Here is a 25,238-nt window from a genome sequence, read left to right as displayed (position 1 = left end):
CGCCAGCGAGCTGGCGCAGATCTACCGGCAGCTCCCCTTCACCGCCGAGAGCGACTGGGCCACGACGGTCGCCGAGGCCGAAGCGGTGATCAGCAAGGAGCACTCGGCCTGGCTCGCCTCGCGCCCGAGCACCACCTGACCCGTGAGAGGGACGACCGTGAAACCGCTGACGATCTTCGTGGCGATGCCGGGCACGATGCTCGGCGGGCCCGGCACGTGGACCGAGCCCGACAAGATCAAGAAGCACCTCTACGAACCACTGCGCAAGCTCGTGGCCGACCGGTTGCGCCGCGACGTCGAGCTCGTGATCGAGAAGGACAAGAAGATCTCCGGGGCGATCCACCCGTCGATGTTCGCCGAGGCCAAGAACGCCGAGGTCTACATCGCCGACCTCACCGGAGCCAACCCCAACGTGTACCTGGAGCTGGGTGTGCGCTGGGCGTTGCGGGACAACGTCACGGTGCTCGTCTGCCAGGACACCAACCAGGACATGAAGTTCAACGTGGCCAACGTCCGCGCCGTCCCCTACGGCAAGGACCCGTCCGACCTGCAGGAGGCGCTGGAGACCATCACCGAGGTGATCATCACCGGCCTGCAGCAGGGGCACGTGGACAGCCCGGTGCGCGAGCGCGCCGACACCATCGAGGTCAAGCGCGAGGAGCTCGACGCCCTCCGCGACGAGGTCCGTGAGCTGAAGGCGGCACGCGGTGACGACCTGTTCGCCGCGGCGATGACGGCCACGTCGCACCGGCAGAAGGCGGACCTGTTGCGGCGGGTGATCGAGGTCAACCCCGCTCGCGCCGACGCGAAGGGCGAGCTCGGCAGAGCGCTCAGCGCGGCGGGACAGGAGGCGGAGGCCATCGAACTGCTGGACGACGCCACCAGGATCGACCCCGAGCGCGCCGAGTGGTGGCGGGAGCTGGGTGTCGCTCAGAGCCGCAGCGGCAACTTGGACGCGGCAGCGCGGTCGTTGAAGGAGGCCGTGCTCCGCGACGATTCCGATGCGGAGGCGTTCGCCAACCTCGGCGGCGTGCACCGCCGCAAAGCACGCACTACGGACCTCCAGGTCATGAACCTCCGCCAGGCCAGGGACGCGTACTGGAAAGCGAGCCAGATCGACAAGCACGACCTCTACCCGATGACGAACGTGCGACGCCTGGACGTGCTGCTCGCCGAGGACCAGCGAGCCCGCGACTCCGCGCTGGAGGAGTTCCGCAAGCTGCGGCAGCTCGCCGAGTACGTGATCTCCACCGAGCCGACGCCGTGGCGGCGGCTCGACCACGCGGAGACGCTGGCCTTCGACGGGGACGCGGACGGAGCGGTCGCCGCGGCGCGGCTCGGTCTGAGCGAGTTCGAGCCCGAGCACCGGAGGCGGTCCGCGACGACCGCGGCGGAGGTGTTGCTCGACATGCTGTCGACGGGCTGGTTGCCGGACGACGTGGCCGGAGGGCTGCAGGCGCTCCTGGCCGAGTACGAGCGGGCAGCCGGCGCCTAGCCGAGCGCCTCGACCACCCTCGTCACCATCGTCCTCTCCGCCACCGCCACCTCGCCGTCCGCCCCGGCCACCGACCGGCACATCTCCGCCACGGCCGCGCGGAAGATCGGCACGTCGCGCGGTTCGCGGGCGGTGATGATGTCCACGGAGGAGCGCAGCGCCGCCAGGACGCCCGCCTCCACATCGGACGCCGAGCCGCTCGGCAGGGTCGGTGGTGCCGCGTCGATGACGGCGCGGAGGTCGTCCGAGAGCAGGGTCATGGCCCTGATGCCGGCGTGGCTCTCCTCGTCGACCGCGCCGGGGTCCGCCGTGGACACCAGCACCATCGCGCCGAAAACGGCCGTGCGCAGGGTCTGGCCCTCCGACTCCGTGTAGTCAGTCATGGGCGCAAGCCTATGCAACGATCAGTGGCTATGAGTGCGGGTCAGGTGCTCGGCGCCAACATCAGGGCGTTCCGGGAGCAGCGCGGGTTGTCCCTGTCGGAGCTCGCGCGGCGGTCGTCCATCGCCAAGGGCACGCTGTCCCAGCTGGAGAGCGGGTCGGGCAACCCGACCATCGAGACCGTGTTCAGTTTGTCGAACGCTTTGGACGTGCCGGTGTCCGAGCTGGTGACGGAGCGGACGCCGCCGGACGTCGTGCTGGTGCGGTCGGCGGACGTCGAGGTGCTCTCCAGCAACGCCGTCGACCTGCGGCTCATGCGGCGGATGGACATCGGCGACACGGTCCTGGAGATCTACGACCAGCGCGTCCGGCCCGGTGCCACGCAGACCACCGAAGGACATCCCGGCAGGGAACACGTGCTGGTCACGAGCGGGAAGCTGCGGGTGGGACCACCGGACAAACCGTACGAGCTCGGGCCGGGCGACTACGTGTGCTTCCCCGGAACGCTGCCCCACCTGTACGAGACGGTCGACGGTGAGGTCAGCTCGGTACTGGTGCTGGAGTACCCGAAGCACTAACGTTCATTCTATTGAACGGAGGTGGTGGCGATGCACCCGGACGTCGTGGTCATGGGCGCGGGCATCATCGGGGCCGCGTGCGCCCAGGCGTTGAAGGCCCGCGGGCTCGACGTGCTCGTCGTCGACCGCCACGGGCCCGCGGCGGGCACGAGCGCGGCCGGTGAGGGCAACGTGCTGGTCAGCGACAAGGAGCCGGGCCCGGAGCTCGACCTCGCGCGGGCGAGCCGGGAGCTGTGGCCGGAGCTGGCCGAGGACGCCGAGTGGGAGGAGAAGGGCGGCCTGGTCGTCGCCACGACCCCCGACGCCGCCGGACCCCTGCGGGCCTTCGCCGCGGGCCAGCGCACCGCGGGCGTCGACGCCTGCGAGATCACCGCGGCCGAGGCGCTGGCCCACGAGCCGCACCTCAACCCCGCCATCACCGCGGCCGTCCACTACCTCCAGGACGCGCAGCTCAACCCCGTGAAGGCCACCAGGACCCTCCTGCGCGGCATCCCGGTCCGCCGCGCCGAGGTGTCCACGACGGACGGACGGTCGGTCACCACCACCGACGGCGTGATCAGCTGCGGTGCCGTCGTCAACGCCACCGGACCGTGGGCGAGCGGCTTCGGCGTCAACGTCCTGCCGCGCCGCGGCGTCGTGCTGGTCACCACCCCGATCCCCGGCCGGATCCGGCACAAGGTCTACGACGCGGACTACGTCGGCGCGGTCGCGAGCGGCGACGCGGACCTCCAGACGTCCGGTGTCGTCGAGTCGACCCAGGCCGGGACGGTGCTGATCGGGTCGAGCCGGCAGCGCAAGGGCTTCGACGGCACGATCGAGAGCAAGGTGCTGAAAGCGTTGGCGCGCAGGGCGATCGCGCTGTTCCCGATGCTCGCGGACGTGCCGGTCATGCGCGCGTACGGCGGCTTCCGCCCCTACGCCCCCGACCACCTGCCGATCATCGGCGAGGACCCGCGCACGCCCGGCCTCTGGCACGCCACCGGCCACGAGGGCGCGGGCGTCGGCCTGGCGCCCGCGACCGGCCGTCTGCTCGCCCAGCTGCTCACCGGCGAGGACCCGCTCGTCGATCCCCACCCGTTCCGCGTCGACCGCCCGGAGGTGATGGTGTGAAGGTGACGTTCAACGGCCGTCCGCGCGAGGTCGCCCACGTCGCGGAGCTGTTGCCCGGCAGGTTCTTCTGCGGCATCGGCGTGTGCTTCGGCTGCGTCGCGGAGATCAACGGCGTGCCCGAGGTCCGCGCGTGCCGGCACCCGCTGCGCGACGGCGACGAGATCAGGACGACGTCGTGAGGGTCGTCGTGGTGGGAGCGGGACCGGCCGGGATGGCGGCCGCGAGGACCGCCGCCGACGCCGGTGCCGAGGTCACGATGGTCGACTCCGAACCGGCGGCCGGCGGCCAGTACCTGCGCGGGCGGGCCAGGTTCGAGCACGCCGGGGTGACGCACCTCGAGAACGCGGAAGCCTGGCTGGTGGAGGGGGACACGCTCCACCTGCGCGGTCCGGCGCGGCTGTCGTTCGACTCGCTGGTCATCGCCACCGGCGCCTACGACCGCCCGCTCCCGTTCCCCGGCTGGGACGGTCCCGGCGTGATCACCGCGGGCGCCGCCCAGGCGCTCGCCAAGCAGGGCGTCACCCTGGCCGAACGCGTCGTCGTCGCCGGCACCGGCCCGTTCCTGCTGCCCGTCGCCACCGAGTTGCAGGCCCTCGGCGCGACGCTCGTCGGCGTCTACGAGGCCTCCTCCCCCACCCGCTGGCTGCGCGAGGCGAAGGCCGTCGCCGCCAACCGGCACAAGATCGCCGAGCTCGCGCGCTACCGCAAAGTGCTGCGGCACCTGGAAACCCGGACCGCCGTCGTCGCCAAGCACGGCGACCGCGTCACGGTCGCGAAGCTCGACGACCGGTGGCGGCCGGTCAGCCACCGCACCGTGCACGCCGACCTGGTGTGCATCGGCTACGGCTTCCTGCCGCGCACCGACCTGGTGCCGGACGCCGGCCGCACCGACGACTTCCTCGACGTCGACGAGCTCCAGCGGACGTCGGTCGAGAACGTCTACGCGGCCGGCGAGGTCACCGGCATCGGCGGCGCGGACCTCGCCGAGGCCGAAGGCGTCGTCGCCGGAGCCGCTGCCGCACATCGGGAACCGCCGCGTTCAGCACTGGAAGCCGTGCGCAGGGGCCGGTTGTTCGCCGCGGCCCTGCACCGGGCGCACGCCGTGCAGCCGGGCTGGAAGACGTGGCTCGCCCCGGACACGACGGTGTGCCGGTGCGAGAAGGTCCGGTTCCAGGACATCGCCGACGCCGCCACCATGCGCGAGCTCAAGCTCACCAGCCGGGTCGCGCTCGGGCGGTGCCAGGGCCGCCTCTGCGCCCGCAACGCCGCCGAGCTGACCGGCGTCCCGTTCGACGGCCAGCGCCGCGTGATCGCGGTCCCGATCCCCCTCGGCGAACTCGCCGCACTCCCGGAGGAGAAGTAGTCATGACCGAACGCCTCGACGGCGTCATCGTCGCCACCGCGCTCCCCTACGCCGAAGACCCGACGGCACCGGCGGGGCTGCGCCCCGACCTCGACAAGTTCGCCGAGCACTGCCGGTGGGTCGTCGAGAACGGCTGCCGCGGCGTGGGCCCCAACGGCTCGCTGGGCGAGTACTCGTCGCTGACCGACGCCGAACGGCGCGAGGTCGCGCGGACCGCCATCGCCGCGGTGAAGGGCAAGGGCATCGCGGTCATCGGCGTCCACGGCGTCGGCGCGCACCAGGCCCGCCACTGGGCCGAGGTGGCGGCCGAGGACGGCGCGGACGGCGTGCTGTGCCTGCCGCCCACCATGTACCGGGCCAACCGCGGCGAGGTCGTGCACCACTTCCGCGAGGTCGCGAAGGCCGGACTGCCGATCATGGTCTACAACAACCCGATCGACACCAAGGTCGACCTCACGCCGGACCTGCTCGCCGAGCTGGGCCAGATCGAGAACGTGGTGGCGGTCAAGGAGTTCTCCGGCGACGTCCGGCGCGTGCTGGAGATCCGCGCCGCCGCCCCGCACCTCACCGTCGTGGCGGGCGCGGACGACGTCGTGCTGGAGAGCCTGCTGATGGGCGCGACGGGCTGGTTCGCGGGCTACCCCAACGTGTTCCCCGCCGAGAGCGTCGAGCTGTTCACCCTCGCCCTGAACGGCGAGCTGGACAAGGCCCGCGCGCTGTACGAGAAGCTCGTGCCGGCGTTCCGCTGGGACTCGCGCACCGAGTTCGTGCAGGCCATCAAGCGGTCCATGGACTTCGTCGGCCGCTACGGCGGTCCGTGCCGCCCTCCGCGCGGCCCGCTGAGCGCCGAGCAGCTCGCCCGGGTCGACGCCGACATGGAGCTGGCCACGTCATGAGGTTCGCCAAGTACTACAGCGCCGTCGACTCGCACACCGAGGGCATGCCGACGCGCGTGATCACCGGCGGCGTCGGCGTGATCCCCGGCGAGACCATGGCCGAGAAGCGGCTGAACTTCATCAAGAACCACGACCACATCCGGAAGTTCCTGGTCAACGAACCGCGCGGGCACGCGGCCATGAGCGGCGCGATCCTGCAGCCACCGACCCGCCAGGACGCCGACTGGGGCGTGCTGTTCATCGAGGTCTCCGGCCTGCTGCCGATGTGCGGCCACGGCACGATCGGCGTCGCGACGGTGCTGGTGGAGACCGGCATGGTCGAGGTGACCGAGCCCGTCACGACCGTGCGGCTCGACACCCCGGCCGGGCTGGTGCTGGCCGACTACGACACCCGCACGAAGCTCGTGACGATCCGCAACGTCCCGGCGTACTCGCACGAGCTGGACGCCGTCGTCGACGTGCCGGGCCTCGGCGAGGTCCGCTACGACATGGCCTACGGCGGCAACTTCTACGCCATCCTGCCGCTGGAGCAGCTCGGCATCCCGTTCGACCGCGCGGAGAAGGACCGGATCCTCGCCGCCGGACTGTCCATCATGGACCGGATCAACGAGGTGAACCGGCCGGTGCACCCGCTGGACGCGGCGATCGGCGGGTGCAAGCACGTCCAGTTCACCGCGCCCGGCCAGGACGGCGCCCACTCGCGCAACGCGATGGCGATCCACCCCGGCTGGTTCGACCGCTCCCCCTGCGGCACCGGCACCTGCGCGCGGATGGCGCAGCTGCACGCCCGCGGCGAGCTGGAGATCGGCGCGGACTACGTGAACGAGTCGTTCATCGGCACGCGGTTCATCGGCCGGCTGCTGGAGGAGGTGCCGCTCGGTGACCGGACGGCGGTGCTGCCGACGGTGGCGGGCCGCGCCTGGATCACCGGGATGGGCCAGTACCTGCTCGACCCGGCCGACCCGTTCCCGGAGGGGTTCACCCTGTAGGCGCCGACCACCGGCTTCCCCTGCTCGGGGCGGTGGTCGCCGACTCCGAGGCGTTACCCCGAAAGGCTCCCGAAACAGCGGAACGCCGGTTAGCGTGCGCTGGTGCAGTTGCCGTGGAGAGCCGCGCCCAGGGCGGCGTTGTCCAGCCCGCTCACGCTGGTCGTGAGCATCGCGACGACGCTGCTGCTGGGCTTCGTCGTGGCCGCGGCCGTGCTGCACTCGTCCTCCGCGGGCAGCGCCGCACTCGCCTACCAGGAAGGCCGGATGTGCACGCAGTCCGTGCACCCGTCCCTCGACGGCGAGGGCCTGCCCCTGGCCGACGCCGTCCCGATGGCGGCGCGGAGCGACCTGGGCGCCGTCTACACGCGGATCGGACGGCCCGACTTCAACGGCCTCGCGACCTACGGCCGGTTCGGCTACCGCCCGGACGCGACGGCGCACCTGACGGCCGTCCAGGGCGGTGGCACGGGGTTGTGGGTGCCGCAGACCATCGCCACCGCGGCACGGGTGCGCGTCGGCGACCGGCTGACCGGGTCGCCGCTGACGGTGAGCGCGATCTACGCCGACCTCGCGCACCCGGTCGCGGACTGGTGGTGCTCCGAGGCGCAGGACGTCGTGCCGAACCCGTTGGGCGGTGACGGTGACAGCACGTCGGTGATCTGGGTGAACCAGCCCTCGGACCTCGGTTCCCTGCCGCCGGAGTTCTCCTCGGGCGCGTCCGTGTCCCTGCGGTTCCCCACCACCGCGCCGTCCACCCTGGCCGACGCCGAAGCCCTGCGGGACAAGGGCAACGCGGCCGTGGCGTCGCTCGGGCTGCCGCTGACGCGCACCGACCTGTTGTCCGGTGCCATCACCGCCGCACGGACCTCCGAACGCAACGTCTCGTCCGCTCTGCTGCCGTTGGTGCTGATCAGCGTGCTGGTGGGCCTCGCGGGCGTCGGTACGGTGACCGTGCAGTGGGCCCAGCGGCGCCACTCCGAGCTGCGGCTGCTGTGGGTGCGCGGGGCAAGCCCGCTGGCGCTCGGCCTCCGCGGCGTGCTGGAGCTGGGACTGCCGCTGGTGATCGGCGGCCTGCTCGGCCTGGTCGCCGCACGGCTGCTGCTGCCCCTCTACGCGCCCGGAGTCGCACTGGCGCCGGGCGCGCTCTGGACGGCGCTGGCGTTCGTGTTCGCCGTGGTGGTGCTGAGCTTGTCCGTGACGGTGCTCGTCGCGGCGTGGCGGGCGCACCGGACGTTCCAGCGGCGGGCGCGCTCGTGGCGGCTCGCACTGGTGCCGTGGGAGCTGGTGGTGGCGGGGCTCGCGGTCCTGGCGTGGGTTCGCCTGTCCCGCAACGGCTTGGGCACCGCGCTGAAGGGCGCCGCACTGCCGCGCATCGACGTGGCGGCACTGACGTTCCCGCTGCTCGTGGTGCTGGCGGCCGCACTGCTCGCGACCCGGCTGCTGCGCTGGTCGCTGGCGTGGTCGCACCGCGTCCAGTGGTGGGAGGTCCCGGCCGCACAGCTCGCGCTGCGCCGTCTCGCGGCGGCCGTGGGACCGGTGACCGGCGTGCTGCTCGTGGGTGTGCTCGCGGTGGGAACGATCGCCGTCGGCAGCTCGGTGGCGGGCGCGCAGCGGTCGGCGCTGGACTCGAAGTCGGGCGTGTTCGTCGGCGCCACCAGCACCGTCCAGGTCTCGCAGGACATCGCCCTCGGCCGCGTCGCCCTGCCGTCGTCGTTGCGGGGCACCACAACCCTGGTGGGTGTGAGCACGGGCGCCCTGGTCGTGGACCCGGCGACGTTCACCGACGCGGCCGTGCTGGACGACCCCGCCGAGGTCCGCGCGCTGATCTCCGGCCTGCGCCGCACCGGCGACACCGCCCCCGCCCTGCGCATCGGCCGAGCGCCGGACCAGGAGATCCAGATCCCCGGCCTGCCGCTGCTGAAGCCCGTGGCGTCGCTGCCGACGTTCCCGAAGCTCGGCACGCGCGGCTACGTGCTGTCCCGCGACTCCGTCCCCGCCGCCGAGCAGGTCGGTTCGTGGCACCTGTGGTCGTCGCTCCCGCTCTCGTCGCTGACTTCGTCCCTGCAGGCCGCCGGCATCCACTACACGAACGTCGCCGACCGCGCCCGCGTGCTGGACGGCCTGCCGTTCCTGACCGTGGAGTGGACCTTCGGCTTCGTCACGGCGATCGGCGTGGTCCTGGCCGTGGTCGCCGCCGTCGCCCTGCTGCTGGCCATCGAGGTCCGCCGCCGCCAGAACGCCGTCTCCGGCGCGCTGTCGACCCGCATGGGCATGCGCCCGTCCGTGCTGTGGTCCAGCCACCTGCTGGAAGTGGGCGCGCTGGCGGCGCTGGCGTTGATGGTCGGCGCCCTGGCGTCCTTCCTGAGCGCCGGCGTGGCCGTGCCACGGCTCGACCCCGCGCCGTGGCTGAACCCGGCACCCTCGCTACCCGACCTGACACCGCTGGTCGGCACGATGGTGTCCGGCGGCGTGGCGGTCGTCTTCACAGCGGCCTGGCTTGCGTTGCGCGGCATCCGCACCGCGCGGATGGGAGAACTGCTCAGGTGATCCGCACTTGTGGCGTAGGGGTGTCCTACGGTTCCGTGCGCGCCGTGGCGGACGTGTCGTTGTCGATCGCGCCCGGCCTCACCGTGCTGTCCGGCCCCTCCGGCTCCGGCAAGTCGACGCTGCTCCGCGTGCTGTCGCTGGTCGAACGTCCTTCGCTCGGCGAGGTGTTCGTCCGCGACGTGGCCACGTCGTCGCTGTCGTGGACGGAGCTGCGGGCGTTGCGGCGCAAGGAGATCGCGGTCGTGTTCCAGAACCCGGCCGACAACCTGATCTCGCACCTGACGGTGGGCGAGAACCTGCGTGCCGCCGGAGCGGCCGACCACTCCCTGCTGGACACCTTGGGGTTGAGCGGATCCGCGACCTGGCGGATCGGTGCTTTGTCCGGCGGGCAACAACAACGGCTCGCCTTCGGCTGTGCGCTGGCTCGCGGCGCTTCGGTGCTGGTGGCCGACGAACCCACCTCGCAGCTGGACGCCCGGTCCGCGGACCTGGTGCTGGAGACGTTGTCCTCGTTGCCCGTTCCGGCCGTGGTCGCCTCGCACGACCCCCGGCTGGTGGAGCTGGCCGACCTCTGCATCCCCTTGGCCGCCTCATGATCCAGGCTTGCGGGGTGCACCGGGCGTTCGGCGGGGTCTCGGTGCTGCGCGGGGTCGACCTGACCATCGGCGCCGGGGAGCTCGTGACGCTGAGCGGGCCGTCCGGGTCCGGGAAGACCGCGTTGCTGTCCCTGTTGTGCGGCTTCGACTTCCCGGACAGCGGGTCCGTGCTGCCCGGCCCGGCTTCCTGGTCCGCCTGCGCGGTTCTGCCGCAGTCGCTCGGGCTGGCGACCGAGCTGACGCTGGAGGAGAACGTCGCTCTGCCGTTGCGGCTGACCGGCCGGCCGGTGGCCGGGGTGACCGAGCTGCTGGCGGAGCTGGGGATCGGGACGCTGGGGGCGCGGTTTCCGGCGCAGGTGTCGTTCGGGCAGCAGCAACGGGCCGCTCTGGCGCGGGCGGTGATCGCGCGTCCCTCGGCGTTGCTGGCGGACGAGCCGACCGCACATCTGGACGCCGTCAGCGCCGTGGCCGCGGTGGGGTTGTTGCGGCGGGCGGCCGACGAGGGGGCCGCGGTGTTGATCGCCACGCACCACGACGCGGTGCACGAGGTGGCGGACCGGGTGCTGGTGCTGGCGGACGGACAGGTGCGCTGAACGGCCGTTCAGCGCACTCCCGGCCTCCTCAGACCGCCGGCGGCCGGTCCTCGTACGGCGTCGACAGCACCACGGTCGTCCGTGTCGACACGTTCGCCGACTCCCGGATCTTCTGCAGCAGCTCCTCCAGCGCCACCGGCGACGCCACCCGCACGCGCAGCACGTACGACGCGTCGCCCGCCACCGAGTAGCACGCCTCGATCTCCGCGAGGTGCTCCAGGCGCTTCGGGTAGTCGTCGGGCTCGGACGGGTTGATCGGGAAGAGCGAGATGAACGCCGACATCGGCAGGCCCACCTCGGCGCCGTCCAGGCGCGCGGCGTAGCCCTTCACGATGCCGCGCTGCTCCAGGCGCTTCACGCGCTGGTGCACCGCCGAGACGGACAGGCCCACGCGTTCGGCCAGGTCGGTGAAGCTGCACCGGCCGTCCGAGGCGAGCTCCTTCAGTATCGCTCTGTCGATCTGCTCGAGGGTCAAAGCACCACCAGTTCGTGAGGTCGGTTGTTGAAGGACTCCACGCCGTCCGCGGTGGCCACCACGATGTCCTCGATGCGCGCGCCCCAGCGGCCGGGCAGGTAGATGCCGGGCTCGACGCTGAAGGCCATGCCGGGTTCGAGGGGCAGCGCGTTGCCGCTGACGATGTAGGGCTCCTCGTGCACGTCCAGGCCGATGCCGTGGCCCGTGCGGTGGACGAAGAACTCGCCGTAGCCGGCGTCGGCGATGACGGTGCGGGCGGCGGCGTCGACCTCTTCACAGATCACGCCGGGCCGCACCGCGTCCACGGCGGCCTGCTGCGCCGCCTGCAGGACGGCGTAGGTCTCCCACACGTCGTCGAACGCCGGCTCGCCCATCACGTACGTGCGGGTGGAGTCCGAGTTGTAGCCCTCGGCGACCGGGCCGCCGATGTCGATGACCACGACCTCGCCCGCCTCGATCACGCGGTCGGAGTCGCGGTGGTGCGGCGAGGCGCCGTTCGGGCCGGAGCCGACGATCACGAAGTCGGCGACGGTGTGGCCCTCCTCGACGATGGCGGCGGCGATGTCGCGCGCCACCTCGCGCTCGGTGCGGCCGACGCGCAGGAACTCGCCCATGCGCGCGTGCACGCGGTCGATGGCGGCGCCCGCCTTGCGCAGCGCGGCGACTTCGGCCTCGTCCTTGCGCATCCGCAGCTCGCGCAGGATCGGCCCGGCCAGCGACTGCGGACCGCCGACCGCGGCGCCCAGCTTCAGGGTGTGCAGCGCGGGCATCATGTCCGCCACGGCGACGCGCGAGCCCTTGAGCACGGCCTTGACCAGCGCGTACGGGTCCTCACCGTCGACCCACGTGACGACCTCGACGCCCAGCTCGTCGGTCGGGATGCCCGCGTAACCGGGCTGCTCCAGCTTCGGCACGACCAGCGTCGGTGTGCCGCCGACGGGCAGCGCGAGGCAGGTGAGGCGCTCGAACGAGTCGCCGCCGGCACCGATCAGGTACCGCAGGTCCGACCCGGGCGAGATGAGGAGGGCGTCGACGCCCGCCTGCTCGGCGGCCGCGGAGGCGCGGTCGAGTCGCGCACGCAGCGAGGACACGTCGATGGGCCCGGTGATCGTTGCCATGTCCGAAAGCCTAGTAGCTTGTCCACTCGTGAGCTCTCCCCTGGTGCTGCTCGACTCCGCGAGCCTCTACTTCCGGTCGTACTACGCGCTGCCGGACTCGATGACCGCGCCCGACGGCACGCCGGTGAACGCCGTGCGCGGGTTCGTCGACCAGATCGCGCGCGTCATCACCGACCGCGGCGCGGCCCGCCTGGTCGCTTGCCTCGACGCCGACTGGCGCCCCGAGTTCCGGGTGAAGGCGCTGCCGTCCTACAAGGCGCACCGGGTCGCCGAGGACGCCGCCGACGGCTCCGAAGAGGTGCCGGACACCCTCACGCCGCAGATCCCGATCATCCTCGACGTCCTCGACGCCGCGGGCATCTGCACCGGCGAGGCCGCGGGCTACGAGGCCGACGACGTGATCGGCGCGCTCGCCCACCACGAGAAGACGTCCCCCGTCGAGGTGGTCACCGGCGACCGCGACATGTTCCAGGTCGTCCGCTTCGAGCCCACGCCCGTGCACGTCCTGTACGTCGGCCGCGGCTGGAACAAGGTCGAGGTCCTCGGCCCGGAGGAGCTCGCCGCCAAGTACTCCCTGCCCGTCGAGAACGCCGGCTCCGCCTACGCCGACATGGCCGTGCTGCGCGGCGACCCCTCCGACGGCCTGCCGGGCGTCGCGGGCATCGGCGAGAAGACCGCGGCGAAGCTCATCACCGAGTTCGGCTCGCTCGACGCCGTCCTCGCCGCGGTCAAGGACCCGATGGACCGCAAGCTCACCACCAAGGCCCGCAACTCCCTGATCGCGGCCGAGGACTACCTGGCGGCCGCGCCCACGGTCGTGCGCACCGCCGTCGACGCCCCGGTCGTCAAGGACCGCGACGACGAGGTGCCGCGCGTGCCCGCCGACCCCGAGCGGCTGCGCGAGCTCACGCAGCGCTGGGGCCTGGGCAGCTCGGTGCCGCGCCTGGTCAACGCGATGGAACGCCGTCCCTAGAAGAACGTGCCGCACACCGGCTTCTGCGCCACGGCGAACAACGCGTCCGCGTCGGCCAGGCGGGTCCCCTCGATCCGCCTGGTGGCCGCGAGCTGCGAGAACGTCACGTCGCCGAGGTACACGGCACCGAGCAGGTCCACCGGGATCGTGAGGTCGGGCCGCTCCTCGACGCGCTCGGCGCCGTCCGCCGACACGCGGTAGGTGCCGGAGTTCGCGGGCAGCAGCGTGTCGTGCACCTCGATGACCACGGGCTCGGCGGCGCCGTACGTGCGGGCGGAGAGCATGCGCGGCACGTCGACCAGGCGGAGCCAGATCTCGTCGAACACGTCCTTGGTCGTCACCACGCGCGGGTCCTCGAACAGCCAGGTGACCGGGTCGTCGAGCGCCACCTCGTTCTCGACGTGGTCGACGAGGTCCAGGCGCAGGGCGTGGATCCACAGGTCGCGCCACGCGTCACCGTTCGCCCACTCGAAGTCCTCGATGGACAGGCGGTGCCGGAAGTCCTTCTCCGTGGCCACCTTGTAGGTCAGGAAGCCGTCGTCGCCGTCCGGTCCGGTGTGGACGACGGTGACGGAGTTCTCCGCCTCGGACTTGCGGTCGCGCGCGCGGGCCCACCAGCCCGGCCAGCGGGAGATCTGCCCCGGCCTGTGCACGCCGATCGCCTCGTGCAGCTCGGGCAGGAGCTTGTCGGCGGTGTCCTGGTCGAGCATCCGGACGCGGCCGGTCATGCCGCCGGGCACCACGGCGCGTTTCGCGTCGATCTCCAGGTTGCGCACGCGTCCCGCCAGGCCGTAGCCGAACCGGCCGTAGATGCGCCCCTCGGAGGCGCGCAGCGTGGCCACCGGGTCGGGCAGCGTGGACAGTTGCTCACGCATCAAAGCCGTGAGCACGCCACGGCGCGTGTAGTCGGCACGGACGCCCACGCGCGAGATGGCCGAGTGGGACACCCTCGCGCCGCCGGGCACGACCAACGACGAGCCGAAGGACTGGGTGGTGCCGATCATCTCGTCGCCGTCGAACGCGGCGAGCGCGCGATCCGGCTCGTAGGACGGCAGCGTCACGGACCACTGCTCGTCAGTGGGCGGGCCCCAGTGCAACGCGCGGCGGAAGAGCGTGTTGTGGGCGCGGTACTGCGGTTCGTCGGTGAGAACGCGGATGTCGGTCACGCCCGCGATCGTGACTCAGCACGACGGCGGGCGCACCTCAGTTTTCCGCACGAGAAAGCCTCCCCCGGACGTCCGGAGGAGGCTTCGTCGACGAACCGCGCCGGATCAGCCGGTGGGCTGGCCGACCTCGTACTCGCCGTCCTCGGTCTTGACGACGATCTTGACCTTCTTGTCCTTGCCGCCGACCTGGACCTTGCACTCGAACGAGGTGTTGGGCTTGACCTCGTTCTCACCGCTGCAGGTCGCGCTGCCGACGTCGGAGATCTTGTACTCGTCCTTCAGGATCTGGACGATGCCGTTCTGCACGGCGGTGTTGTCGAAGATCTTCTTCTTGAAGAACGCCGGCGACACGAACCCGGTGAACAGCACGCCACCGACCAGGAGGACGACGACCACCGCGGCGACCCAGATGGCCGCGCTGGACTTCTTCTTCTGCGGCATCGGCGGGCCGTAGCCCGGCTGCTGGCCGTACGGGTTGGGCTGCTGCTGACCGTACGGGTCCTGCTGCTGTTGCTGGCCCGGCATGCCGTACTGCTGGGTCTGCTGGCCGTACGGGTCCTGCGCGGGCGTGCCGTAGGGGTTCGACTGCGGCTGCTGCTGACCCGGCACGCCGTACTGCTGCGTCTGCTGCTGTGACGGATCGAAACCGGGGTACGGCTGCTGCTGGCCCGGCTGGGGCTGCTGCGGCTGGCCGTAGGGGTTCTGAGCCGGGAAGCCGCCGGACGGCGTGCCGGGCGGGAAGCCGCCACCGTAGGGCTGCTGCGGCTGTTGCGGCTGCTGGCCCCAGGGCTGCTGCGGATCGTTCCCTCCGGACGGTCCGTACGGGCTGCTCATCTGTCGACCTCCGTGTGTACGACGTTGCGGCGGAATCCAATCACACCGTTGACGTCAGTCTTTACTCCGACTCGCAAAACCTTCGTCAGACCGTGTCTCATGTCGTGTCACATCATCGCCACGACACCGCGCCGCAGCGCGTCGACCGCCTTGGCTGCCGCCGAACCGACGGAGTCGCTTCGGCCGACCACCTCGCGGATCTGGTCCAAAAGGTCGATCACCTGCCGGCACCAGCGCACGAAGTCGCCGGCGCCGAGCTCGTTGCCGCCCGCCTCGGCGGCGCTCAGCACCTTCTCCAGCGACTCGCCGCGCGCCCACCGGTACACCGGCCACGCGAAGCCGGGGTCGGGCTGGCGGGTGATGCGCTCCAGCTTGTGGCGGCGCTCGTCGTCCTCGATCTCCGCCCACAGCCGCACGGTCTTCCCCATCGCGTCCGCCACCGGGCCCTGCGGCAGCCGCGCCTCGACCGGGCCGTCCCTGCGCGCCTCGTAGACCAGCGACGACACGACGGCGGCGAGCTCCTCCGGCTTGAGGCCCTTCCACACGCCGTGGCGGATGCACTCGGCCGCCAGCAGGTCGGACTCGCTGTAGAGCCTGGTCAGGCGCTTGCCGTCCTGCGTCACCTCGTCGGCCTCGGACAGGTAGCCGCGCTCGCGCAGCAGCGCCCGGATGCGGTCGAACTGCCGCGCGAGCGAGTGCGTGGTCGCCGCGACCTTGCGCTCCAGCTGCTCGGTCTCGGCCAGCAGGCGGTGGTAGCGCTCTCCCCAGCGGGCGTGGTCCTCGCGCTTGTCGCAGCCGTGGCACGGGTGCGCGCGCAGGGCACGGCGCAGGGTGGCGAGCTCGGGGTCGTCGTCCGCGGTGGTCTGCCGGCGGCCGCGCGACGGCACGGTGATGCCGGTGTTGCGGATCGTCGACGCGAGGTCGCGCCGCGACTTGGGCGACCGCACGTCGACCTGCTTGGGCAGCCGGACGTGACCGAGCACCTCGACGGGCGACGGGAAGTCGGCCGAGGTGAGCCGGCCCGACCAGCGGTCCTCGGTGACGACCAGCGGCTTCGCCTCCCCCATCGGCTCCAGCCCCGGGTCGATGACGACCGCGAGACCGCTGCGGCGGCCCGACGGCACGGCGATCACGTCACCCTTGCGCAGCCGCTCCAGCGACTTGGCCGTCTCGATGCGGCGCGAGTTGGTGTTCTGCTTCGCGAGCTGCTTCTCGCGGTCCGCGATCCGGCGCCGCAGCGACGCGTACTCGGTGAAGTCGCCGAGGTGGCACGTCATCGCCTCGGTGTAGCCGCCCAGCGCCTCCTTGTTGCGCTCAATCCGGCGCGCCAGGCCGACGACCGACCTGTCCGCCTGGAACTGCGCGAACGACTGCTCCAGGATCTCGCGCGCGGCCGAGGCCCCGAGCTGGTGCACGAGGTTGACGGCCATGTTGTAGCCGGGCCGGAACGACGACCGCAGCGGGTACGTGCGCGTGGACGCGAGGCCGCCGACCGCCTTCGGGTCGATCCCGGGCTGCCAGACGACGACCGCGTGCCCCTCGACATCGATGCCGCGACGCCCCGCACGGCCGGTGAGCTGCGTGTACTCGCCGGGCGTGAGGTCGACGTGCGCCTCGCCGTTGTACTTCACGAGCTTCTCGAGCACGACCGTCCGCGCGGGCATGTTGATGCCCAGCGCGAGCGTCTCGGTCGCGAACACGACCTTGACCAGCCCGCGGACGAACAGCTCCTCGACGGTCTCCTTGAACGCGGGCAGCAGCCCGGCGTGGTGCGACGCGATGCCGCGCTCCAGCGCCTCGCGCCACTCCCAGAACCCGAGGACCATCAGGTCGGCCTCGGGCAGGTCGCGCGTCTTCTCGTCGATGATCCGCCGGACCTGCTCGGTCTCCTCCGGCGTGTTGAGCCGCAGCCCGGCCCGCGCCGTCTGCGCGACCGCCGCGTCGCAGCCGGCACGGCTGAACACGAACACGATGGCGGGCAGCAGGTTCGCGTGGTCGAGCCGCTGGATCATGTCGGTGCGCGACGGCGGCTTGAACCCGCTGTTGCGCCCCGCCCGCGCGGCGCCCGCGCCGCGGTTGCGCCCCCGGCTGAACGGCACGTGGTAGCGCGCCAGCTCCTCGGTCTTGCGCAGCACCTGCGAGTTGATCCGGGCGTGCGTCTGGTCGCCCTCGAACAGGTCGAGCATCTGGTTGCCGACCATCATGTGCTGCCACAGCGGCACGGGCCGGTGCTCGTCGACCACCACGGCCGTGTCCCCGCGGACCTCGACCAGCCACTCGCCGAACTCCTCGGCGTTGCTGACCGTCGCGGACAGCCCGACCACCTGCACGTGCTCCGGCAGGTGGAGGATGACCTCCTCCCACACGGGCCCGCGGAACCTGTCGGCCAGGTAGTGCACCTCGTCCATGACGACGTACGCGAGTCCGTCCAGAGTGGACGAACCCGAGTACAGCATGTTCCGCAGCACCTCGGTCGTCATCACCACGACCGGCGCGTTGCCGTTGACGCTCGTGTCGCCCGTGAGCAACCCGATGCTCTCCGCGCCGTACCGGGCGGTGAGGTCGGCGAACTTCTGGTTGCTCAGCGCCTTGATCGGCGTCGTGTAGAAGCACTTGCGCCCCTCGGTGAGGGCCAGGTGCACGGCGAACTCGCCGACCACCGTCTTGCCGGCACCGGTGGGCGCGCAGACCAGCACTCCGTGACCGTCCTCCAGGGCCTCGCAGGCCTGGCGCTGGAACGGGTCCAGCTCGAACGAGATGACGGAGCCGAAGTCGGTCAGCTTGGGCCGCTGGGCGTTGCGCCTGGAGTGGGCGTAGGCCTCGGCCGGGGACCGCGAAGCACTGGACACCCCACCAGGCTGTCACATCGCACCGACAATTGCCGTCGAGATAGATTAACTTCGACCGGCACTGAAACGACAGAGGGCGATATCCTCAGGACACCGCCCTCCACCAGCGCTTTTCGCTCAGAACGTGCGCTGCACCCGGTCCGCCACCAGCTTCACGAACCGCGACGGGTCGGCGAGCTCCCCGCCCTCGGCGAGCAGCGCCAGCCCGTGGACCAGCTCCGCGGTGTCGGCGAGCGACTCCCGTTCGCCGGCCGCGAACGCCGCGTGCAGCCCCTCCACCAGCGGGTGCGACGGGTTGAGCTCCAGGATCCGCTTGATCTTCGGCAGCTCCTGCCCCATCGCCTTGTACATCTTCTCCAGCGTGGGGGTGATGTCGTGCGCGTCGCCGACCACGCACGCCGGCGAGGTGGTCAGGCGTGACGAGAGGCGGACCTCCTTGACGTCCTCGGCCAGCTGCTCCTGCAGCCAGGAGAGCAGGTCGGCGAACTCGGTGGCCTTCTCGGCGGCCGCCGACTTCTCCTCCTCCGTCTCCAGGTCCACCTGTCCCTTGGCGACGGACTGGAACGACTTCCCGTCGAAGGCCGGCACCGAGTCGACCCACATCTCGTCGATGGTGTCGGTGAGGATCAGGACCTCGTACCCCTTGGCGCGCAACGCCTCCATGTGCGGCGAGTTCTCGACGGCCACCCGCGAGTCACCGGTCATGAAGTAGATGTGCTCCTGACCGTCCTTCATCCGCGAGACGTACTCGGCGAGCGTCGTCGGCTCGGAGTCGGAGTGCGTCGAGGCGAACGAGCAGACGTCGAGGATCGCGTCGCGGTTGTCGTGGTCGGAGAGCAGGCCCTCCTTGAGCGCCGCGCCGACCTCGCCCCAGAACTTCCGGTAGTCGTCCGGCCGCGCGGTCATCAGCGACTTGATCGACTGCAGCACCTTCTTCACCAGGCGGCGGCGCATCAGCTGGATCTGGCGGTCCTGCTGGAGGATCTCGCGCGACACGTTCAGCGAGAGGTCCGCCGCGTCGACGACGCCCTTCACGAAGCGCAGGTACTCCGGCATCAGCTCGGCGCAGTCGTCCATGATGAAGACGCGCTTCACGTAGAGCTGCACGCCGCGCTTGGCGTCGCGCATGAACAGGTCGAGCGGCGCCTGCGCGGGCAGGAACAGCAGCGCCTGGTACTCGAACGTGCCCTCCGCCTGCATGCGGATGGTCTCCAGCGGCGCGTTCCAGTCGTGGCTGACGTGCCGGTAGAACTCGGCGTACTCCTCCTCCGTCACCTCCGACGCCGGGCGGGCCCAGAGCGCCTTGCGGGAGTTGACGTCCTCGCCGCCCAGGCGAACGGGCCAGGTGATGAAGTCCGAGTAGCGCTTGACGATCTCGCGGATCTTCGCGGGCTCGGTGTAGTCGGGCAGCCGGTCCTCGTCGTCGGACGGCTTGAGGTGCAACGTGACCGAGGTGCCCTGCGGCGCGTCGTCGACGTCCTCGATCGTGTACGTGGCCTCGCCGGTCGACTCCCAGCGGACGCCCTTCTCGGCGTGCGGGTGCTTCGTCACCAGCGTGACCTTGTCGGCCACCATGAACGACGAGTAGAAGCCGATGCCGAACTGGCCGATCAGGTCGGAGGTCCCGGCACCGGACTGCTGTTCCTTGAGCTGCTTGAGGAACTCCGCCGTGCCGGACTTCGCGATCGTGCCGATGAGCCGGACGACGTCCTCGCGGGTCATGCCGATGCCGTTGTCGCGCACGGTCAGCGTGCGCTCGGACGGGTCGGACTCGATCACGACGTGCAGGTCGTCGACGTCGACCTTCATGTCCTTGTCGCGGAACGACTCCAGTCGCAGCTTGTCCAACGCGTCGGAGGCGTTCGACACCAGCTCGCGCAGGAACGTGTCCTTGTTCGAGTAGATCGAGTGGATCATCAGCTGGAGCAGCTGGCGCGCCTCGGACTGGAACTCGAGCGTTTCCATACATCCCCACCGAAAGAACGAAAGCGGAACGAACAGCCCACTAATTTAGCGACCCACGACGGTGAGCGCGCCGGGGACCGTGCGAACGGAGACGGGCAGCGCCTCCTGTCGTTCACCGTCGGCGTAGGCGATCCAGCCGTTACCACCGGACAGCGAGACCTCGCGGGCCCGGAACGTCCGCACGGCCGGGTGGCCGGTGTGCTCGCCCGTGCGCAGCGTCGGCAGCATGCGCACCAGCGTGGACCGGCTGCCGCCCTCCACGACCGTGACGTCGAACAGGCCGTCGGAGGCGTCCGCGGCGGGGCACACGGGGATGCCGCCGCCGTAGTTCGGTGTGTTGCCCACGGCGACGAGGGTCGCGTCCAGCGAGAACGTGTCGGACTCCGTCGTCACGAGCAGCGGCGCCGACTTCAGCGACGCCAGCTCGGCCAGGATCGCCAGGTCGTAGCGGCGCGGACCGGCGGGCCAGCGCATCGCGTTCGCCCGCTCGTTCACCGCGGAGTCGAACCCCGCGCACAGCACCGTCGCGAACCACTGCCCCGTCGACAACCGCCCCAGGTCCAGCGTCCTGCGGGTGCCGTGGACGACGTCCTCGACCGACCGCGAGCCGATGGCCGCGGCCAGGTCGTTGCCGGTGCCCGCCGGGACGATCCCCAGTGCCGTCGAGGTGCCCGCGCACGCCTGGATCCCCAGGTGGGCGGCACCGTCACCGCCCAGCACGACCAGCAGGTCGACACCGTCGGCGACGGCGTCCCGCGCCATCGCCAGCGTGCCCTCGGCGTCGTGCGCCACCAGCTGCGCCAGCGACGAGACGTGCGGGCGCAGCGCGGCGGCGGTCGACCCGGCCATCCGGGCCGCCCGCCCCTTGCCCGACGCGGGGCAGACCAGCAGGGCCGCCCGCGTCACGTGGCGTCGTCGTAGTTCACGCGCTTCGGGGGCTCCGAGGCGATGGCCTTCTCACCGGGGTCGTTGCCCTCGGCGTCGGACGGCACGTAGTGGAACGGCGCCGCCTCGTCGTCGTCGAGCGCGTCCCAGCCCTCGGCCGACCGCAGCCTGGCCTTGCGCTTGTCGTGGATGCGCGCGATCTGGATCGCCATCTCGAACAGCGCCGACAGCGCGAGCGCCAGCGCCACCATCGAGATCGGGTCGGTGCCCGGCGTCGCGATCGCGGCGAAGACGAACAGGCCCATCAGCAGGCCGCGCCGCCACTTGGCGAGCATCTCGTAGCTGATCACGCCGGCGCGGTTCAGCATCACGACGATCAGCGGCAGCTCGAAGCTCACGCCGAAGATGAACAGCATGGTGATGATGAACGAGACGTACTTGCCACCGGTCAGCGCGGTGATGAAGTCGTCGCCACCGAAGCTGATCAGCACCTGCAGGCCCTCCGGCACCACCAGGTACGCCAGCACGGCACCGGCCGCGAACAGGATCGCGGCGAAGAACACGAAGGTGCGCGCGAACTTGCGCTCCTTCTGGTAGAGCCCCGGCGTGATGAACGCCCAGAACTGGTAGAGCCAGAACGGGCTGAGCAGCACCGCGCCCGCCGCCGTGCCGACCTGCAACCGGATCATGAAGCTCTCGAACGGCTCGGTCTGCAGCAGGCGGCAGCCGATCTCGCCGTCGAACTTGACCCGGTACGGCTCCAGGTCCGGCTGGCAGTACGGAGCCGTCATGATGTCGCCCAGCGACGGGATCGGGCCGAGCTTCACGCCGAACCAGATCCAGCCGAAGATGGCACCGATCGCGATGATGAGCATCGCCATGCCGAGCCGGTGCCGCAGCTCGTAGAGGTGATCCTTGAGCGACATCGTGCCGTCGGGGTTGCCCCGACGGCGCTTGCCGCGTTCCCGGCGCTCGGCGATCCACCGGAACGGACTTGCCACCGCGCTAACCGCCCTTACAAGTCAGGGGACCGCAAGGTCAGTTGTTGGTGGCCTTGTTCTGCGCCGTCTGCTCGATGGGAGGAGCGACCTGGGGCTGCTGCGGCACCGGCGGCTGGGCCGGCGGGAGCTGCTGGACCGGCTGCTGCACGGGCTGCTGCGGCTGGACCGGCGTGTCGTCGTTGTCCGAGTCGCGCAGGCCCTTGGTCTCGGCCTTGAAGATCTTGGCGGACTTGCCGAGCGACCGTGCCATGTCGGGAAGCTTCTTCGCACCGAACAGCAGAATGATCACCACAGCGATGATGATCAGCTCGGTGGGTCCGAGGTTACCCATTGGTGATCCTCCTGTCTCCCCCGCCACGACGATCGTACGCGGGGTTCGCCCTGGTCCGGGCGGGTTGCTCGCGCCGCCTCTCGGCGAACGCCACCTTCAGCGCTGCCCTGCGCGCCTTCAGGAGTCCGATGCCGTCTCCGACCCCGTCCCCCACCAGAGTGCGGGCACGGGCGAGCCGGCGCAAGGATCGGAGGACTCGGACCGCGATCACGATGACCACGACCAGGCCGAGCGCGATCAGCGCCAAGGTCGGTGTAGACGGCACAACCACACGGTATACGTCTTAGGTGGACAGCAGGTGATCTGCCCGGCGCAAGGCCTCCTCCGCCTGGCGGCGCACCTCCGCCGCCAGCTCCGCGGGCTGCTCGACGTGCACGTCCCCGCCGAGCCCGAGGAGCAGGCGCACCATCCACGACGGGTCGTCGTAGCGCATGAGGACGCGCGTGCGGCCGTCCGAGAGCTCCGCGGCGTGGTCGACGGGGTAGTACTCGGCGACCCAGTGCGCGTCCGGTTCGAGCAGGAGCACCGCGATCTTCTGGTCGTCCCGCGGCTGGAACAAGCCCTCCGACGTATCGGTCTGCCGGGCGTGCGGAGGGGGCGACGACGGCTCGTCGAGCACCTCGACGTGGTCGATCCGGTCCAGCCGGAACAACCGCACGCCGAGCGCCGACCGGCACCAGGCCTCCAGGTAGCCGCGGCCCTCCAGGAGCAGCAGGCGCATCGGGTCGACCACGCGGTCGCTGATCGCGTCGTGCGACTGCGAGTAGTAGCGGATGCGCACGGCCCGTTCGCGCTTCACGGCGTCCTGCACGGCGGCGCGGATCTCGGCGGTCTCCTCGCGTTCGAACGCGCCGAGCCCGACCACCATGCCCGCGGGCTGGGCCTTGCCGACCGCGGCCTCGATCTTCGCGAGCGCCCGCTGCACGGCGTCCGTGTCGACCACGCCGGGGGTGTCGGCCAGCGCCCTGAGCGCGACCAGCAGCGACGCGGCCTCGGCCGCGGTGAGCCGCAGCGGCCGGTCGAGGCCCGCGTCGAACGAGACGGTGATCGTCTCGCCCTCGAACGACAGGTCGATGAGGTCGCCGGGCCCGTAGCCGGGCAGGCCGCACATCCACAGCAGCTCGAGGTCCTTGCGCAGCTGCTTGGGCGTGATGCCGAAGTCGGCCGCGGCCTCCTTGACGGTGATGGCGGGCCGGGTGAGCAGGTACGGCACGAGTGCGAGCAGGCGCGGCAGCCGTTCGTTCGACGCGGTCACCGCGCTCCTTCCAGTGCGCCCTGCAGGCGGTCGCGGACCGATTTGGCGAGGACCTCGGGTTCGAGCACCACGACGTCGGGGCCGAACCCGGCGAGCCACTTGGCCGCCGAGTCGGGGAACTTCAGGTCGATCTCGACGACGTCGCCGCCGTCGCGTTCCTCGACGACCTTCGCGTGCCGGCGCACACCCAGCGCCCGGTCCTTGGCGACCCAGATCCGCGCGGGCGCCGTCTGGTGCGGATCGGCCTGCGTGCGCGCGATGAGGCTCATCAGGTCGGTGCCCTCGGGCACCGTCACGACACCGGGCTTGCCCACGGTCTTCACCGTGCCGACCACGCGCGAGAGGCGGAAGCAGCGCGTGTCGTTGCGGTCGCGGTCCCAGCCGACCAGGTACCAACGGCCGCGCCACGCGACGACGCCCCACGGTTCGACCGTGCGGTCCTTGTGGCCGCCCGGCGGCGGCTTGCGGTACCCGAAGGTCACGACCTGACCCGCCTGCACGGCCTGCAGCAGCGGCGGGAAGGCGGGCTCGTTGGCCCGCACCTTGGGCTCGACGGCGGCGGGCGCGTCCTGGTCGACGTCCACCCCGGCGGCCCGCAGCTTGATCAACGCGCCGTGCACGGCACCCGTGAGCTGCGGCGAGTCCCACAGCCGGGCGGCCAGCGCGACGGCGGCGGCCTCGTCGGGTTCGAGGTCGATGTCCCCGAGCTCGTAGTCGCGGCGAGCGATCCGGTACCCGTCCTCCGCGCCCTCGGCGTTGGACTGCCTGCCGGTCTCCAGCGGCACGCCGAGATCGCGCAGCTCGGACTTGTCCCGTTCGAACATGCGGAAGAACGCCTCGTCCGTGGGGGCTTCGTGATAGCCCGGGACGATGGCGCGGATGCGCTCCGCTGTCAGGTACTGACGGGTCGACAGCAGGCACAACACCAGGTTGACGAGGCGTTCGGCGCGTGCGATGGCCACGGACAAACCCTAACGCTTGCGCGCACGGAAACCTCATCACCACCTGTCGTGAACGGTCCGTTCAGAACAACGTCCGCAGTTCACGCACCAGTTCGGCGGGTGCCTCCTCGGCCATGTGGTGCCCGCAGTCGATCGACCGCACCTGCACGTCGTCGGCCCATTCGGCCCAGATCCCGGGCAGGTCGTCGTACAGGTCGCCGAGGTCGTCCTTGGCCGACCAGAGCGCCAGCACGGGGCACGTGATCCTGCGCCCGCGGGCGCGGTCCTCGTCGTCGTGGACCCGGTCGACCTCCAGGCCGGCGCGGTAGTCGCCGCACATCGCGTGCACGGTGTCCGGGTCGTGGATCGCGCGCTGGTAGTCCGCCCAGTTCTCGACGCCCATCGCGAGCGGCGTGTCGCGGTAGCGCCCGCCGTACCACTGCTCGGGGTTCTGGCTGATCATCCGCGCGGCGATCTCCTGCTGCGCCAGGAAGAACCAGTGGTACCAGGACTGCGCGAACCGCGCGTCCGCCCGTTGCAGGTGGGCGCCGATCGGCAGTCCGTCGAGGACGGCCAGCGCCGTGACGCGGTCGGGGTGGTCGAGCGCGAGCCTGATGGCGGCCGCGGCGCCCCGGTCGTGCCCTGCGACGGCGAACCGTTCGTGGCCGAGGTCGCGCATGAGGGTGACGAAGTCGCGCGCCATGGCGCGTTTCGAGTAGTCACCGGGCTTGCTGGACTCGCCGTACCCGCGAAGGTCGGGACACACGACCGTGTGGTCGTCGGCGAGCAACGGCGCGACGCGGTGCCAGGTCGTGTGGGTCCGAGGGTGGCCGTGCAGGAGGAGAACCGGCGGCCCTGCCCCGCCGGTCCTCACCCGTAGCACGGCCTCGCCAACGT

The 25,238-nt window shown here is 71.3% G+C and carries 25 protein-coding genes; 11 read left to right on the top strand and 14 right to left on the bottom strand.

Annotation, left to right across the window (positions count from 1 at the left end; all coding sequences use genetic code 11):
* Positions 1-142 precede the first annotated feature (142 nt).
* On the top strand, positions 143-1,495 hold the full coding sequence (locus VF330_RS00510) for a tetratricopeptide repeat protein (RefSeq protein WP_330849441.1): 1,353 nt from the start codon (positions 143-145) through the stop codon (positions 1,493-1,495).
* Here VF330_RS00510 and VF330_RS00505 read toward each other — a convergent pair.
* On the bottom strand, positions 1,492-1,878 hold the full coding sequence (locus tag VF330_RS00505; protein ID WP_330849440.1) for a hypothetical protein: 387 nt from the start codon (positions 1,876-1,878) through the stop codon (positions 1,492-1,494). The genes VF330_RS00510 and VF330_RS00505 overlap by 4 nt on opposite strands.
* 30 nt (positions 1,879-1,908) lie before the next feature.
* On the opposite strand from VF330_RS00505, the gene VF330_RS00500 reads away from it, so the two are divergent.
* The 9 genes from VF330_RS00500 to VF330_RS00460 all read left to right on the top strand — a co-directional run bounded on the left by VF330_RS00500 (position 1,909) and on the right by VF330_RS00460 (position 10,548).
* Positions 1,909-2,454, top strand: coding sequence for an XRE family transcriptional regulator (locus VF330_RS00500; protein ID WP_330849439.1), 546 nt, complete (start codon positions 1,909-1,911; stop codon positions 2,452-2,454).
* A 30-nt stretch (positions 2,455-2,484) separates the two neighbouring features.
* A complete protein-coding gene (locus VF330_RS00495; protein WP_330849438.1) occupies positions 2,485-3,564 on the top strand; it encodes an FAD-dependent oxidoreductase in 1,080 nt (359 codons plus the stop codon).
* Positions 3,561-3,743, top strand: a complete 183-nt coding sequence (locus VF330_RS00490) for a 2Fe-2S iron-sulfur cluster-binding protein (protein ID WP_330849437.1) — start codon at positions 3,561-3,563, stop codon at positions 3,741-3,743. The genes VF330_RS00495 and VF330_RS00490 overlap by 4 nt, the downstream gene beginning before the upstream one ends.
* Complete coding sequence (locus tag VF330_RS00485) at positions 3,740-4,927, top strand: FAD/NAD(P)-binding oxidoreductase (protein ID WP_330849436.1); 1,188 nt, start codon at positions 3,740-3,742, stop codon at positions 4,925-4,927. The genes VF330_RS00490 and VF330_RS00485 overlap by 4 nt, the downstream gene beginning before the upstream one ends.
* A 2-nt stretch (positions 4,928-4,929) precedes the next feature.
* Complete coding sequence (locus VF330_RS00480; RefSeq protein WP_330849435.1) at positions 4,930-5,823, top strand: dihydrodipicolinate synthase family protein; 894 nt, start codon at positions 4,930-4,932, stop codon at positions 5,821-5,823.
* Positions 5,820-6,812, top strand: a complete 993-nt coding sequence (locus tag VF330_RS00475; protein ID WP_330849434.1) for a proline racemase family protein — start codon at positions 5,820-5,822, stop codon at positions 6,810-6,812. Before VF330_RS00480 ends, VF330_RS00475 begins: the two co-directional genes overlap by 4 nt.
* 102 nt (positions 6,813-6,914) lie before the next feature.
* Positions 6,915-9,359, top strand: a complete 2,445-nt coding sequence (locus VF330_RS00470; RefSeq protein ID WP_330849433.1) for an ABC transporter permease — start codon at positions 6,915-6,917, stop codon at positions 9,357-9,359.
* Positions 9,360-9,379: 20 nt separating this feature from the next.
* Positions 9,380-9,955 carry an ABC transporter ATP-binding protein gene (locus VF330_RS00465; protein WP_330849432.1) on the top strand — a complete coding sequence of 192 codons (576 nt, stop codon included), beginning with the start codon at positions 9,380-9,382 and terminating at the stop codon, positions 9,953-9,955.
* Positions 9,952-10,548 carry an ABC transporter ATP-binding protein gene (locus tag VF330_RS00460; RefSeq protein ID WP_330849431.1) on the top strand — a complete coding sequence of 199 codons (597 nt, stop codon included), beginning with the start codon at positions 9,952-9,954 and terminating at the stop codon, positions 10,546-10,548. The genes VF330_RS00465 and VF330_RS00460 overlap by 4 nt, the downstream gene beginning before the upstream one ends.
* A 28-nt stretch (positions 10,549-10,576) precedes the next feature.
* Here VF330_RS00460 and VF330_RS00455 read toward each other — a convergent pair whose 3' ends face one another.
* Positions 10,577-11,023, bottom strand: coding sequence for an Lrp/AsnC family transcriptional regulator (locus VF330_RS00455; RefSeq protein ID WP_330849430.1), 447 nt, complete (start codon positions 11,021-11,023; stop codon positions 10,577-10,579).
* Complete coding sequence (locus VF330_RS00450; RefSeq protein WP_330849429.1) at positions 11,020-12,141, bottom strand: Xaa-Pro peptidase family protein; 1,122 nt, start codon at positions 12,139-12,141, stop codon at positions 11,020-11,022. Before VF330_RS00450 ends, VF330_RS00455 begins: the two co-directional genes overlap by 4 nt.
* Positions 12,142-12,169: 28 nt before the next feature.
* Between VF330_RS00450 and VF330_RS00445 the strand changes: the two genes are divergently transcribed.
* Positions 12,170-13,114 carry a 5'-3' exonuclease gene (locus tag VF330_RS00445; protein WP_330849428.1) on the top strand — a complete coding sequence of 315 codons (945 nt, stop codon included), beginning with the start codon at positions 12,170-12,172 and terminating at the stop codon, positions 13,112-13,114.
* Here the strand turns inward: VF330_RS00445 and VF330_RS00440 are convergent.
* The 11 genes from VF330_RS00440 to VF330_RS00390 all read right to left on the bottom strand — a co-directional run bounded on the left by VF330_RS00440 (position 13,111) and on the right by VF330_RS00390 (position 25,215).
* Positions 13,111-14,280 (bottom strand): GNAT family N-acetyltransferase, encoded by a 1,170-nt coding sequence (locus VF330_RS00440; RefSeq protein WP_330849427.1) that lies wholly within the window; start codon positions 14,278-14,280, stop codon positions 13,111-13,113. The two genes, VF330_RS00445 and VF330_RS00440, sit on opposite strands and share 4 nt — an antisense overlap.
* Positions 14,281-14,385: 105 nt before the next feature.
* Positions 14,386-15,114 carry a DUF4333 domain-containing protein gene (locus VF330_RS00435; protein ID WP_330849426.1) on the bottom strand — a complete coding sequence of 243 codons (729 nt, stop codon included), beginning with the start codon at positions 15,112-15,114 and terminating at the stop codon, positions 14,386-14,388.
* A 107-nt stretch (positions 15,115-15,221) separates the two neighbouring features.
* On the bottom strand, positions 15,222-17,963 hold the full coding sequence (locus tag VF330_RS00430) for a DEAD/DEAH box helicase (protein WP_330849425.1): 2,742 nt from the start codon (positions 17,961-17,963) through the stop codon (positions 15,222-15,224).
* Between the two features lie 117 nt (positions 17,964-18,080).
* Positions 18,081-19,928 carry a molecular chaperone HtpG gene (htpG, locus tag VF330_RS00425; protein WP_330849424.1) on the bottom strand — a complete coding sequence of 616 codons (1,848 nt, stop codon included), beginning with the start codon at positions 19,926-19,928 and terminating at the stop codon, positions 18,081-18,083.
* A gap of 45 nt (positions 19,929-19,973) precedes the next feature.
* Positions 19,974-20,834, bottom strand: coding sequence for a diacylglycerol/lipid kinase family protein (locus VF330_RS00420; RefSeq protein WP_414675309.1), 861 nt, complete (start codon positions 20,832-20,834; stop codon positions 19,974-19,976).
* Positions 20,831-21,739: a twin-arginine translocase subunit TatC gene (gene tatC, locus VF330_RS00415; protein WP_330849442.1), complete on the bottom strand. Its 909-nt coding sequence runs from the start codon at positions 21,737-21,739 to the stop codon at positions 20,831-20,833. The genes VF330_RS00420 and tatC overlap by 4 nt, the downstream gene beginning before the upstream one ends.
* A 112-nt stretch (positions 21,740-21,851) precedes the next feature.
* Positions 21,852-22,145 (bottom strand): Sec-independent protein translocase subunit TatA, encoded by a 294-nt coding sequence (gene tatA / locus VF330_RS00410; protein WP_330849423.1) that lies wholly within the window; start codon positions 22,143-22,145, stop codon positions 21,852-21,854.
* Entirely contained in the window at positions 22,138-22,410 is a 273-nt protein-coding gene (locus VF330_RS00405) for a bacteriophage holin (protein ID WP_330849422.1), read from the bottom strand. Before VF330_RS00405 ends, tatA begins: the two co-directional genes overlap by 8 nt.
* 18 nt (positions 22,411-22,428) lie before the next feature.
* Entirely contained in the window at positions 22,429-23,400 is a 972-nt protein-coding gene (locus VF330_RS00400; protein WP_330849421.1) for a YafY family protein, read from the bottom strand.
* The gene (locus VF330_RS00395; protein ID WP_330849420.1) at positions 23,397-24,362 is read right to left on the bottom strand and encodes a helix-turn-helix transcriptional regulator; all 966 of its coding nucleotides are present in this window, start codon (positions 24,360-24,362) and stop codon (positions 23,397-23,399) included. Before VF330_RS00395 ends, VF330_RS00400 begins: the two co-directional genes overlap by 4 nt.
* Before the next feature lie 61 nt (positions 24,363-24,423).
* Entirely contained in the window at positions 24,424-25,215 is a 792-nt protein-coding gene (locus VF330_RS00390; protein WP_414675308.1) for an alpha/beta fold hydrolase, read from the bottom strand.
* Positions 25,216-25,238 lie beyond the last annotated feature (23 nt).

This window comes from Lentzea sp. (assembly GCF_036380075.1).
Taxonomy (GTDB): Bacteria; Actinomycetota; Actinomycetes; order Mycobacteriales; family Pseudonocardiaceae; genus Lentzea.
The sequence above is the reverse complement of the archived record's forward strand: the minus strand, read 5'-3'. Positions and strand labels throughout refer to the sequence as shown.